Origin of the sequence: Haloarcula sp. JP-L23, from assembly GCF_011602445.1 — an archaeon.
Lineage (GTDB): Archaea > Halobacteriota > Halobacteria > Halobacteriales > Haloarculaceae > Haloarcula > Haloarcula pellucida.
In genome coordinates this window covers 39,349-50,930 of the sequence record NZ_CP050016.1, presented here as the reverse complement: position 1 = coordinate 50,930, position 11,582 = coordinate 39,349, and the positions used below count along the sequence as shown (strand labels likewise).

General features: G+C 58.9%; 14 protein-coding genes. 6 read left to right on the top strand and 8 right to left on the bottom strand.

Features of this window, described 5'->3' with window-relative positions:
• Positions 1–303 precede the first annotated feature (303 nt).
• The 3 genes from G9465_RS21545 to G9465_RS21535 all read left to right on the top strand — a co-directional run bounded on the left by G9465_RS21545 (position 304) and on the right by G9465_RS21535 (position 2,473).
• Positions 304–522, top strand: a complete 219-nt coding sequence (locus G9465_RS21545; protein ID WP_166975128.1) for a DUF1328 domain-containing protein — start codon at positions 304–306, stop codon at positions 520–522.
• Positions 523–564: 42 nt separating this feature from the next.
• The gene (locus G9465_RS21540; protein WP_227015845.1) at positions 565–1,119 is read left to right on the top strand and encodes a metal-dependent hydrolase; all 555 of its coding nucleotides are present in this window, start codon (positions 565–567) and stop codon (positions 1,117–1,119) included.
• 190 nt (positions 1,120–1,309) lie between these two features.
• Positions 1,310–2,473: an AI-2E family transporter gene (locus G9465_RS21535; RefSeq protein ID WP_193571767.1), complete on the top strand. Its 1,164-nt coding sequence runs from the start codon at positions 1,310–1,312 to the stop codon at positions 2,471–2,473.
• A gap of 555 nt (positions 2,474–3,028) precedes the next feature.
• Here the strand turns inward: G9465_RS21535 and G9465_RS21525 are convergent.
• The 4 genes from G9465_RS21525 to G9465_RS21505 form a co-directional block, all read right to left on the bottom strand.
• Entirely contained in the window at positions 3,029–3,658 is a 630-nt protein-coding gene (locus G9465_RS21525; RefSeq protein ID WP_166974443.1) for a hypothetical protein, read from the bottom strand.
• The gene (locus G9465_RS21520; protein ID WP_227015844.1) at positions 3,655–4,047 is read right to left on the bottom strand and encodes a hypothetical protein; all 393 of its coding nucleotides are present in this window, start codon (positions 4,045–4,047) and stop codon (positions 3,655–3,657) included. The genes G9465_RS21525 and G9465_RS21520 overlap by 4 nt, the downstream gene beginning before the upstream one ends.
• 225 nt (positions 4,048–4,272) lie before the next feature.
• Positions 4,273–5,121, bottom strand: coding sequence for a hypothetical protein (locus G9465_RS21515; protein WP_227015843.1), 849 nt, complete (start codon positions 5,119–5,121; stop codon positions 4,273–4,275).
• A gap of 594 nt (positions 5,122–5,715) precedes the next feature.
• Positions 5,716–6,465 carry a GNAT family N-acetyltransferase gene (locus G9465_RS21505; RefSeq protein ID WP_166974437.1) on the bottom strand — a complete coding sequence of 250 codons (750 nt, stop codon included), beginning with the start codon at positions 6,463–6,465 and terminating at the stop codon, positions 5,716–5,718.
• A gap of 256 nt (positions 6,466–6,721) precedes the next feature.
• Between G9465_RS21505 and G9465_RS21500 the strand changes: the two genes are divergently transcribed.
• Together G9465_RS21500 and G9465_RS21495 are read left to right on the top strand one after the other, a co-directional pair.
• On the top strand, positions 6,722–7,021 hold the full coding sequence (locus tag G9465_RS21500; RefSeq protein ID WP_166974434.1) for a hypothetical protein: 300 nt from the start codon (positions 6,722–6,724) through the stop codon (positions 7,019–7,021).
• Between the two features lie 114 nt (positions 7,022–7,135).
• A complete protein-coding gene (locus G9465_RS21495) occupies positions 7,136–7,939 on the top strand; it encodes a TrmB family transcriptional regulator (RefSeq protein WP_166974431.1) in 804 nt (267 codons plus the stop codon).
• 30 nt (positions 7,940–7,969) lie between these two features.
• Here the strand turns inward: G9465_RS21495 and G9465_RS21490 are convergent, their stop codons facing one another.
• The 3 genes from G9465_RS21490 to G9465_RS21480 all read right to left on the bottom strand — a co-directional run bounded on the left by G9465_RS21490 (position 7,970) and on the right by G9465_RS21480 (position 9,801).
• The gene (locus tag G9465_RS21490) at positions 7,970–8,272 is read right to left on the bottom strand and encodes a HalOD1 output domain-containing protein (RefSeq protein WP_166974428.1); all 303 of its coding nucleotides are present in this window, start codon (positions 8,270–8,272) and stop codon (positions 7,970–7,972) included.
• A 343-nt stretch (positions 8,273–8,615) separates the two neighbouring features.
• Positions 8,616–9,611 (bottom strand): hypothetical protein, encoded by a 996-nt coding sequence (locus tag G9465_RS21485; protein ID WP_166974425.1) that lies wholly within the window; start codon positions 9,609–9,611, stop codon positions 8,616–8,618.
• On the bottom strand, positions 9,604–9,801 hold the full coding sequence (locus G9465_RS21480) for a DUF4177 domain-containing protein (protein WP_226479151.1): 198 nt from the start codon (positions 9,799–9,801) through the stop codon (positions 9,604–9,606). The genes G9465_RS21485 and G9465_RS21480 overlap by 8 nt, the downstream gene beginning before the upstream one ends.
• Positions 9,802–10,166: 365 nt before the next feature.
• On the opposite strand from G9465_RS21480, the gene G9465_RS21475 reads away from it, so the two are divergent.
• On the top strand, positions 10,167–10,976 hold the full coding sequence (locus tag G9465_RS21475; RefSeq protein ID WP_227015842.1) for a formate/nitrite transporter family protein: 810 nt from the start codon (positions 10,167–10,169) through the stop codon (positions 10,974–10,976).
• A 228-nt stretch (positions 10,977–11,204) separates the two neighbouring features.
• Here the strand turns inward: G9465_RS21475 and G9465_RS21470 are convergent, their stop codons facing one another.
• Positions 11,205–11,342: a hypothetical protein gene (locus G9465_RS21470; protein WP_166974422.1), complete on the bottom strand. Its 138-nt coding sequence runs from the start codon at positions 11,340–11,342 to the stop codon at positions 11,205–11,207.
• Between the last annotated feature and the right edge of the window lie 240 nt (positions 11,343–11,582).

Genomic DNA, 11,582 nt, shown 5'->3' with positions numbered 1-11,582 from the left:
TACCAGCCGTGAAAGCACTTCCACGGTCTGGCTCTCTGTAGACATAGAATATTCAGCTTTGTTGAAATCCTCTCTATACCTAGCGAATCGCTGAGAAGCCAGATTCTTACCGGGTTCGCGAAATTCGCGTGAGGTGGTGCTCTTCTGAATATCAACTCTAGAGGGATACAACAGAGCCGAAAGAGACTATGACCAGATCGAGCGAGTGAACTATTGACACAGATGGAGTCACCCGGTTACTCAAAAAACAAGATGAGGGTGAATACGTCGCGGGTTAAAATACTCAGGAGACGTAGGTGGGTTATGTTAGCACCACACGGAGTTCTAGATAGTGCCGTCTCAGTCCAGGCGGTGCCGTTGCAGTTCGGAGGTGGTTTCATTGAGCTTGCAGTCCTCTTCTTGATACTCGCGGTCGTCGCAGCAGTGCTCGGTGCTCGGGGGGTCGCTGGACTCAGTATGGATATCGCAAAATGGCTCGTCATCATCTTCGTCATTCTCGCGATTGTCACGTTCATTCTGTAGACTCAGAATGATACCTGTCGAGTCAGTACGAAGTAGCGGTCGATGGTAGATGTCATGGGCCACCTCGCATTCGGATTGCTGTTCGCGCTCCCGGCGTGGTTCGTCTGGAACGACAGGGCCAGCGTCGTGTTCGTCGCCTTCGCGGCAGTCGCATCGCTCTTCCCCGACATCGACCTGTGGCTCGTGATGCTATTCCCCGGCGGGGTCCATCACCACGGGGTGACGCACACCGTTCTATTCGTGACAGTTGCGGGTCTGGTCGGTGCAGCAGTTCTCGCGGCGCTGTTCACCGATCGGATCGACGAGTGGATCGAGAGCGAGCGGTTCGACAGGTCCCGCCTGTTCGTGTTCTCGTTTCTGGGATTCCTGGCCGGGGGCCTCAGTCACGTGTTCGCCGACATGCTCTCGGCACCCGATATCTCGACGCCCATCGAACCGCTGTGGCCCTTCGTCGACGGGTCCTGGGGTATCGACCTCGTCTGGTACAACGCTAGTTGGATCAACGTTGGGTTTCTCACGGTGATGGTGGTCGTACACGTTTCAATCGCGTATCTGACCACACCCGCCGACCACCGCCATCGGCTGCTCCCACTATGAGACCGCCATGGGACGGACAGACACGATACGGGCCCGAATCGTCGGGGAAGAGACGCCCTCGCCGGTCGTCCAGTCGTGCGAGCGGTCGAGCATCGGCGCGTGAGAAACGGCCGGGGACCCGTTCGTCCCCGATCCGGTACAGGGACCTCCCATCCTCCCCGAGGAGCCAACGGACGGGAGCGGCTGGATCGTGACGGTACCGGGCCGGGGTGGTACGTTCTGGTGGCTGTACGTATCCGTCCTCGCGGGGGCGGCGCTGTTTATCGCGCACACGTTCGTCGGCATGCTCGTTCTGGGCGTGTCCGGGTACTACGCGACCCGGCCGATCTCTACCCGCTTCGAGAGGGTCACCGAATCGAAGCGGATGGCAGCCGGGCTGACGGCGCTAACGGTGCTCGTTCCGGTGCTGGTACTCGCGCTCTACGCCGGGATACGGATCCTCCTGCAGGTCCAGCAGCAGTTCGACGACAGCGTGTCTTCGATGCTCGTCTCCCGGGTCCTCGGTCCAGACGTCGAAGAGACGAGTCCGGCGGCGCTGCTTAGAAATCCGCCGTCGCTCGATCAACTGACTGACCTGCTGTCCGGGGACGCCCTCCAGCAGGGACTACAGGCTCTCGACCTGATCTCCGGAACGATCCTCCTGCTATCCCTGGCCGTGACACTGTCGTACGCCCTGCTCGTGTACGACGAGGCGCTCTCAAGCGCGTTCGCGAAGTTGGTCGGCGGTCAGGAAGAGACCGTGTTCGCGTATGCCCTCGCCGTGGACACCGACCTCGAGTCGATCTTCTTCGGGAATCTTCTGTTCGTCCTCTTCATGTCCGTGGTGGCGACGACGGCGTACACGATCACGAACCTCGTCGCACCGCCCGAGATGCAGATCCCGATGGCGTTCACGCTGGGAGTTCTTACGGGACTCACTAGCCTCATCCCCATAGTCGTCAGCAAGGTAGTTTACATTCCGATCGTCGCGTACCTCGCCGTTCAAGCAGGAGGCCGGCAGTTCGTCTTCCTCGGCGCCCTCCTCGTCGTCTACTTCCTCGTGCTTGATATCCTCCCGCAGTCGGTCGTCCAGCCCTACATCTCCGGGCGAAAGCTGAACTCGATGCTCCTCCTCTTTGCCTACATCCTCGGCCCGATCCTGTTCGGGTGGTACGGCTTGTTCCTCCTGCCCATCGTGTTCGTCCTGATGCTGGAGACGGTTCGGATCGTCCTCCCCGAACTCCTCCACGGAGACCCCATCGTGGCGGAACCCTACCTCGCCGAGGGGACCGGTGCCGACGCGGAGGAGATGCAGGAAGACGATGCCGACACGGCTACGTCGGATACAGATGGAGCGAACACGACCCGGGGGTGACCCCGTATCCCAGGGTCGCCGTCGTGAGTTCACTCCGTGGGGATGCCCGCTACGATGTCCGGAGTGCACTCCACGAGCAGGCCCCACCGTCGTCATATTGGTGAAGGAAGGGACTGTTCAGGGATCAGAGGCTCCGACAGCTATCGCGAGCGGAATTCATCACCTCGACCGCCCGGAAGACATGTCATACCTGGCCTAGCGGAATTCGATACCACAGCGACTGCGATGTCGTTGTCGTTGCGCCAGCGATGGGTGTCGACGTACACGCGTTGGGGAGACCGATATCGATTCGGAAGTAACTCCGGTTCTTCCAGCGAGTCGAACATATCAGCGGACCAGACGAACACAATCGGATCGCACAGGTGTACCGGCACTCTGACGACTCCGGTCGAGCGTCCTTCAGAACCCCGCACAGCTAAAGGAAGGCCTCGATGCGACCCGCGTTGTTGGCTAATTTATCTGGTGCTCGGATATGGTTCACGACGTTCTGCCGAGAAGCTCTACGAGCTCTTCCTCCCGCATCCGTCCCTCGTCGATACGGTGGACCCCGGAGTTCTAGGAGCCGAACCGACGACTGAAGAATCCCGCAAGCGGAACGAAGTACCTGGAGCCACCGACGGCCACGATCAGTCCGCCGACCGTGTTGAACACCATGTCTGTGACGATGTCGTCGACACCATAGACGACCAGCGGTACCTCGGTACCGAGTACCTGCGCTACCTGTCCGGACGAGAACTCGAGTAGTTCCCAGACGACGGAGACAGCGAGGACGAATACGACGATGAACACGGGCCGGAAGCTCGCCGGGACGTGAAGTTCCTTCGAGTGCTGTTCAAACCCGCGGAAGGTCGCGTATCCCACCCCGGCGACGACAGTCGCTGAGACTGTGTGCGTCACGCTGTCGAACCAGGAGAACCACGAGTACGGGCCAAGCGACCCGACGCTGTGGAGACCGATGGCGACGGTAATCCACAGGACCAGCGCGGGACTCATCGTGTAATCGTACTCCCGGCGGATCGCGGCCGGGATCAACGTAAGCGCCAGACCGAACGCCCCGTTGACTGCCATCCCCGGGCGTAGCGTGACTAGCCCGGCGAGGAAGACACCCGCCAGCACGAACTGCAGCAGTCGGGTCAGCAGGCGTTCTCTCCGCTCCGAGAGACCGATAGACTCGGAGACTGTCATGATGCCTCCTCCGGGACGACTGGTCGGTGACGTGAACCGACGTGTTCGATACGGTCGAAGTACCACATAAAGAGTTGACCCATCACGAGGCTGACAATCATGGCGGTGACGAGGCCCCACTGAAGTTCGGCCTGTGAGTGGATAAACGAGGTGGCGAACCACTGGTCCGAATAGTAGCCGGCGATCGTCCACCACGACTGGAAGGCGATAGTCGTCATAACGGCGAACAGCACTGCAAAGCGGCGACTCATCTCCACGTCGGTGAACGAGTCGAGCTCGACGACAACCGCGAGCGCGACGGACGAGATGGCGACGTACCCGGTGACCCCCGGGCGACGCCGAACGTCCGCGCGGTCACTCCGACAGCGACGACCAACCCGAGTGGCCACGGGAGCATCACCCGCCAGTCCCGCCGTAGCACCGCCGGAACCACGAGGATTCCGGCAGCGACCAGTGCGAGCAAACCCCAGAGTAGCGGCGTCATAAGGAGGCTAACAGCGGCAATCAGGATCACGACACCGACGAATACCCACCCAAGCGTTGCGTTCGTTGTCACGTTTCGTGCGAGCGAGTGTGTGATAGGCATTGGTAGCGGGGCCTTTTCTCACGTCCGACTAGTTCAGCGAAAAGATTCCACCCGACGCGGTCAGCCGCGCGACGGTGGAGAGCCGGAACATATAGGCGGTCAACACGAGATAAGGCGCGATGGAGACCGTGAACGCCACCGCCACGAACGGTTGTAGCAGCGGGATGCCGAACATCAACCCGCTGGGGAGGACCTGCCCGTTGATCGCGATAATCATCGAGGCGTTGAACAGGATGGCAGGGAGCGCGATAATCAGCAGCGTCTGGGACAGCTTCGATACCTCCTTGGTATAATACAGCGTTTTGAAGTACTCCTTCCCGATGGCGAACAGTTCGAACGCATCGATCAGGTCCTCGAAGCGCTCGGGTGGGGTATCGCGGGAGGAAATAATCGTCCGGGATCCCTCGATGTGTGAGCCGTAGTCGAACCCGAGTCCCTTCCAGAGGATGGCGAATTCGGCGCCGGACGTCTCATCGACTGCCCCGAGGTGTTCGGCGGCGTCCGAGACCAACCCCGAGTACTCGTCGATCTCGTCGACGAGTTCCTTATCGGCACCCTCCAACTCGTCCGCGAGCGCGTCCGCGCGGGTGCTGATAATCCTGGACATGACCTTGAGAAACGACCCGGGGTCGGTCGGGTTCTCTCCGGGAACGGTCAATTCACTGAGGTCCCGGCGGAATTTTATCGTGCCCTGGACGCGGTCCTCTTGATCGGTGACGGAACTCATGTCGTGTGAGAGCACGATCGAGTTGATCGAGACGACGATGGAGACCAGGAGGATCATCCCGCTCAGGAAGGTGTTGAGGATCGTCTGGATAGTAGAGGTGTCCGTCAGCAGCGTCTGCATCTCGAAGGTCCACAGAGTGGCGATACCCATGAAGGTCGCAAATACGAACGTAAGCAACGCTCCTGTCACTGCCAGCCGGTCCCCTTCGAGTAAGACCCACCGCTTCAGTGCGAATCCGCTGCTCCGACTCGGGACCGGAAACCAGTCCCGCCAACGGCTGAACCTCTTGGCGATACTCATGATACCGGCCCCTGAGCGCTACGGCTGGGAGGACCTACCCGTAATCGATAATTCATGCGATAAGGTACGGTCCACAGCCGCAAAATCTTGCGGGTATGTACCAAGGATGGCTGCGTACGTGGTGGCGTCGCAGGTCACGCGCCGCATTTCCCGTTCACCCGGCGGTGTCGAAGGTCTACGGCCTGTCACGGAAGAGCGCGAGATGCCGGAGCGCCATCCGCTCGGCGAACGACCGGAGCGGCTCGACATCCCACCAGGCGAGTGCGCAACGAGGATCCCCACGTCGATCGGTGACCCGGCCTCATCGTCGCCCCAGTCGTCCACAGTCGGCTGGTCGGGCTGATCCGCCTTATCGCCCTCAGGTACCGCACCGTCTGAGGAGCTCCGGTCGACGTCGGAGGGGTCGTGATTCATCGCCTGTGTGTCGTCCATTACCAGGCGATCTCAGAGATACGCATCGTCCCATTCGTCAGCCAGGTGAGCGTTGCCACAGTTCCCGCACTCGAGCCTGCCTTGTCCGTCGGCGGAGACGTCAGTACTGCCGCACTGTGAACAGAAGTACCCGTACGCGTCCTCCTCGTCCTCCACACGGGACACCGTGAAGAATGGGGCCTCCCTGCCGGGAACACTCTCATCGCGATTGACGGACCGGGCAACTCCATCGACGGTAACGGATTCGGGGATCGGGACGGCGGGTTCGTTCGGCGTCTCTGTCTTTTGCCCCTCCGTGAACATGGTGACATCGAACTCCTCCCCGCCGAGTATTATCTGGTCGTGGTCACTCTCTTTGAGGCCGAACCCTTTGAGGAAGTTGCCGCCCTCGACGGCTTCGTCGAGGACACACGCCGCAATCGACTTCTCGACAAACTCTTCGCGAACGCGATCGAGCAGCGCCGTGGCGATGCCCTTGCCCCGCGCCTCTGGATCCACGTGGAGCCACCGGATCGTCGCTCGTGTTCCGACTTCGACGGTGATGAACCCGTAAACAGTCTCCGTGCCGTCGATCGTCTCGTCGACGACGAGCACCATCGTATCAGGATCGTTGAGCAGCTCGTTCAGTGACGTGTCGTCGAACTCCTCTTCGAGTATTGTCTCGATCTGCTGTGGGCTGAGCGAGTATGATGATTGCAGCGAGTCGCGCGCGATCGCTCTGATCCGTTCCCGGTCGTCCGACTCCGCAGGGCGAACGTCCATGTGGTGGGTTGTCGTCGAACAGGTATAAGTTGTAGGCTAGTTATCACCTCTGCGCGGGACATACGCCACGCAAACACGTGACCAGCAGGTAGGACTCGTCCTCGAGAGCCGCCCAACCGTTTTGCGAACGGATACACGGTGCCGAACCGAGATGTGGCACCTCCCCGCGGCCGAACGACCTTCACCCCCCATGTAGATCAGATTCCACGTAGATTTCCCCCACAGACTGAAGAATCGTGCAAACCAATCTCACGGTATGGACGATCAGAACAATGTTCACAGTCCGTCGATCGAACCGGGAGAAGTAGTGTACGATAGCGACGGGCGACCGGTGGGACGCGTGAGCGGACTCACCGACGATGGGTTCGAAGTGGAAGCGATAGATCCCGACGAGAGCGAGATCGAGGAGCGGCCGGGGCAGGAGTTTGGAGAAGGGTACCTGATGTGGAAGTGTGGCGAGTGCGGAGAGATGGGCGAACTGGATGAGGGGCTGCCAGAAACGTGCCCGAACTGTGGTGCTCCAGAGGAAGCGATCTCCGCTGTCCAAGAGGACTGAAACGCAAGTCGCCCACCGGTTCGGGCGGCCTCTCGACGCGCTCCGGCGGACCGTTGGGAGCGGCGGGACCATCGCCGACCAGTTCAGCACGCAGCAGCGAGTGGTTGGGACACAATGAACGCATCCGAAAACATAGGCGAGGCGATCGAGGTACTCCAGCAGCTCGGGTTGAAGGAGTACGAAGCACGGTGTTTCGTGGGCCTGTCACGGTTAGAGACAGGAACAGCGAAGAAACTCAGCGAGATGACCGAAGTCCCCCGGACACGAGTGTACGACGCGATCCGGATGCTGGAAGCACAGGGCTTAGTCCAAATTCATCATTCGAGTCCACAGCGCTTCCGCGCGGTTTCCCTCGAAGAAGCAACTGAAACCCTCCGCGACCAATACGAGGCCCGCATCGATCATCTTCACGACTCCCTCGATACGATCGGCATCGTCAAAGAAGACGACGAGGTGCCAGTTCAGCAAGTGTGGGCAATGTCCGGGAATGGCGGGATCGAAAACCGGACGGAAGAACTCATCGAGAGGGCTACCGAAGAAATCGTCCTCGTCATCGGCGACGAGTCGCTGCTGACCGAGGACCTCATCGCCACGCTCAACGAGGTCGGGGACGGCGTCGAGTTGCTCATCAGTGCGTTGACTGAACCGCTACAGGAGCGAATTCAGACGGCGGTCCCCGACGCTACGACGTTCATCTCGGGCCTGGAGTGGTTACACGGTGAGGACGCCATCGAAGACGAGACCGCTATCGGCCGTCTGTTACTGGTCGACCGCTCGACGATTCTCGTCAGTTCGATCGTACCGGAGACGAAAGCGGAACAGGCGATCTTCGGTGAGGGATTCGGGAACGGTCTCGTCGTGATCGCCCGCCGACTCATGGCACAGGGGCTCCTGACTGCGCGGGACCCCGCCTCGTGAGTCCCCGGCGGACGCCCGGCGGTTGACCCGTCACTGGGGCCCCCTGTCAATGACGTCGAGATCCCGTTCATCGCGGATTCGAGGGTAGATCGGGTCTAGCGTGAGGTACTCGCCGTTATCCACCGTGACCCAGCACTTGCTGTAGACGAACGTGAGGCGGCCACCGAGTCGAGGAGAGCCGTCGTGCCGCGGACCGAACAAGGTATCCAATGCATCGGGATCGAGAACGTCCGCGAGCGGACGAAGCGACCCTGAATCACGACCTTCGACGGCGCTCACCGCACGGACCACGGCCGTACTTACTGATTCGCCCGCCCCGATCTCGTACTCCATACTACTGTGTGGTGGTAGGCACCCAAAACGCATCCGTATTTCACCCATATTATCAAAACATCACCTGAAATCCGTCAGCGTCTGCATTCGGCGACGACAAATTCCGGGGACTGCAATCGATTGTACCGATCGAGCAGGCTCCGTCCGACGAGCCTCGGTCCGAACTGAGCGAGACAACAGTCGCTATCGTCGATCGATTCACCAAGCGCGTCGGGACGGGCCGACGTCGTGGCTGGTATCCGATTGGACCGAATCCGATGATCCAAGATTCGAACTTGTGGGAAGACTCCTTCGCGGACTCCGTGGGCGACCTGCGTAGTACGCGTTCGAATCCGGTAGTCGGTTAGCTAAGCATGAGCGGTCCCATCGAGAGAGTCTGTTTGGCGAGCGTGGCGAGCCGCAAGATGTAGGATATGAATAGGAGAAATGGCAGCGCTGAGATGGCAAACGCGGCGCTAACAACCCAGAGAACGCTCTCGGTGCCGAGGAACGTGCCGGAGAACGTTGTCGGGTCGACGAAGATGACCATCCCTCCAGCAACGGTGAGTGCAATCACTGCGGCGTACAGGATGGCTCGTGAAAGTTTCACCAGCGCCCACTGGATGTAGAGGTCCTTGATGTACTCGCGGACTGGCCCGTACATCGTGAGTACCTCGAGCAAATTTCTGAACGCGCTTCGCTCCTCGTCGGTGAGGGAGTCTTCGTACTCCATCCCGAGACGGCGAACGTCGTGCATCTTCCGATCGTAGTTGTAATCGAGTGCAGGCGATAAGACATCGAAGGTACCGAAATCCGTGTCTTCGAGGTGGGTGCGTGCGTAGTCAGCGTTCTCCAACAGGTCGTTGACGTACTCGTCCACCTTCTGGTAGAGCGCCTGGTTTCCAGTCTCGGAGAGTGTGTTTCGCAGTGTCTTTGCTCGCTGTTCGCTCGTTTCGATAAGCGCATAGAGGTAGGCCGCAGGGTCGGCGGGTGTCGTCATCCCGAGAAGGCTGTCGGTGTTCTGGCGGAAATCCATCGTCGTGTCCATCCGACTACGCTGGCTCCCGAGCGAGCCGATCTCCTGAGAGAGGACGAGCTGATTGATCGTGACGACGAGCGTCGTTCCCGTGATGATCGCGCCGACGAGACCGGCGAATAGCGTCTCGACCATGTCGCTCGACTGCATGGTCGAGTGCAACGACACCGGCTTCATCATACCCCAGATCATGAATACGAGGAAAATCAGGAAAGCGAGCCCGCCGGCGACGACCCATCGGTTGGCCCCGAGCAGCAACCAGAACCAGTACTTGTTGACGTCCGTCCGCTCACGTAGCGTGTTGTCCGTCGAGAGGTCACTCATGAGAGACTGGGCGTTTGAACAGCAGTAGTTTCGTGCCGCCACCGTCGTAGCTGATCGTCTCTGCGAGTTCCCAGCCCTCTGCACCGAGGCGATTGAGTTCGTCAGTTGGATCGACCGTCTCTCGCTTGGTCAATCCCTTCGGCGGTTCGAGTGTCTTGTATTCCCATTGCTGGTGCATTTCGGTACCCATGAGTTGTTATCGGCTCTCACGGTGATGACTCTGCTGACAGGCTGTTTCCCATCGTGTAACGGTCGAGAACGGAGCGGTGTGCTCGTGCATCGTCGTCTATCGCAATCATGAATCTCAGGAGCTTCGAGTATGAATCTCGAGGCTCTGTTGAAAACTCGTAACAGCTGATAGGAGCGGCGTGCTGTCGCCAGCGGTGGTCTGTCCGGGTAGCAGCGTTTCCATAGGTGCATGCAGAGCGCGTATCTGTCACTGAAGGCCGTTCATTCTGCCTTGGTCAGGGTAGATCTCTCCCGAACTGGTCACGTAGATGAGTTTGATTCGTGTCGGTCACTATGCTTTTGCAGCGACGGACACAGAGGAAGTATGTGAAGGAATCAGGACCGGAAAGCAAGAACACGGATGATCCAACGCGAGTTACAGAGGTCCTCGATTCGTTGATCGAAAGCGGGTTCCACGAAATCAACCGCGAGACGAACGGATTGTTACTTTCTGGATTCTCCGCTGGTCTAGATATTGGGTTTGGACCATTATTGATGGCGGTGATACTCACCCTCTCACCGGGTGGGTATGGTGATCTCGGAACGGAGTTGCTACTTGCGAGTGTCTACTCCGTCGGATTCATGTTTGTCATCCTCGGACGGTTAGAACTGTTCACCGAACACACGACCGTGGCCGTGATGCCGGTCCTCGCCGGACGAGCGTCACTCGCGGAACTAGGCCGTCTCTGGGGCTTGGTCTACGTCAGTAATCTCGTTGGTGGTGCGGCGTTCGTCGTACTCATCGTCACGCTGCTGCCCGATCTAGGTGTCGCCTCGCCGGAGGCCTTTGAGACCATCGCTCTCTCACTCGTTACCCACGGTTTCACATGGCTATTCGCCGCTGGCGTGCTTGCGGGGTGGCTGATGGGACTGCTCGCGTGGCTGGTTACTGCTGCGCAAGAGACGACAAGCCGTCTCATTATTATCTGGATAGTCACGGGTGTAATCGGTATCCTCCACCTCCCGCATTCAATTGCCGGTAACGTTGAGGTACTATTCGGCGTTTTTTTGTCACCCCTCATATCAGTGATTGACTACGTATCGTTCCTCGCGGTAGCCACGATGGGAAACGCAGTCGGCGGGGTTGTGTTCGTTGCCCTGTTGAAATACGGTCACGTTGTCCGGGGCGGGGATTAGTGGAAAGTGGCTCTGTTGAACCCCTCACACGAGGATATGTTTCGGATTCTATGCTGCATACAGGGCACGAATCTTGTAACCCAGAACATGCTGAAATCATCACTCAGCTTTGCCCGTTGAAGTAGGAGCGTGACGTAGGCGGTATCAAAGACGGATGATGCCGGTTACGGACTTCTCCGAGGCTAACGTGTAAAGCTGAGATCATCAGTAACCATACCCGCTTCGTTTTCAGTCTCCCTTCAATTCACCCATACACTCGGCGCAAACTTCCATACCACCCTCGGCGAGGTCTTCTTCGCCGTGATCGATCGAATCGATTAGTTCTTTCGTGATAACATCTGGCGTGATATTTTGAACGTCATCCACATCACGGTCACACCGAGCACAGTTGACCATGTAATGGAGTAACAGGGTCACGAGTTATTATTATTATTAGCCACGAATCATACTATCAACGCTGTAGCCTATCGTTACCGATCTGCTGAATTCACCCTCTAAGTCGACCACGCCTGTTCTGACAATAGCCTGGGGTTTCGTTCAGCGTCTGCTACATAGAAAGCGCGAATCTTGCATGGGAGTCCGTTGGCAGGCCAGGCAAGTCACCGT

Coding starts and splice junctions, on each gene's coding strand:
- G9465_RS21545 (WP_166975128.1), top strand. CDS start 304: ATGTTAGCACCACACGGAGTTCTAGATAGTGCCGTCTCAGTCCAGGCG.
- G9465_RS21540 (WP_227015845.1), top strand. CDS start 565: ATGGTAGATGTCATGGGCCACCTCGCATTCGGATTGCTGTTCGCGCTC.
- G9465_RS21525 (WP_166974443.1), bottom strand. CDS start 3,658: ATGACAGTCTCCGAGTCTATCGGTCTCTCGGAGCGGAGAGAACGCCTG.
- G9465_RS21515 (WP_227015843.1), bottom strand. CDS start 5,121: ATGGGTATCGCCACTCTGTGGACCTTCGAGATGCAGACGCTGCTGACG.
- G9465_RS21505 (WP_166974437.1), bottom strand. CDS start 6,465: ATGGACGTTCGCCCTGCGGAGTCGGACGACCGGGAACGGATCAGAGCG.
- G9465_RS21500 (WP_166974434.1), top strand. CDS start 6,722: ATGGACGATCAGAACAATGTTCACAGTCCGTCGATCGAACCGGGAGAA.
- G9465_RS21495 (WP_166974431.1), top strand. CDS start 7,136: ATGAACGCATCCGAAAACATAGGCGAGGCGATCGAGGTACTCCAGCAG.
- G9465_RS21490 (WP_166974428.1), bottom strand. CDS start 8,272: ATGGAGTACGAGATCGGGGCGGGCGAATCAGTAAGTACGGCCGTGGTC.
- G9465_RS21485 (WP_166974425.1), bottom strand. CDS start 9,611: ATGAGTGACCTCTCGACGGACAACACGCTACGTGAGCGGACGGACGTC.
- G9465_RS21480 (WP_226479151.1), bottom strand. CDS start 9,801: ATGGGTACCGAAATGCACCAGCAATGGGAATACAAGACACTCGAACCG.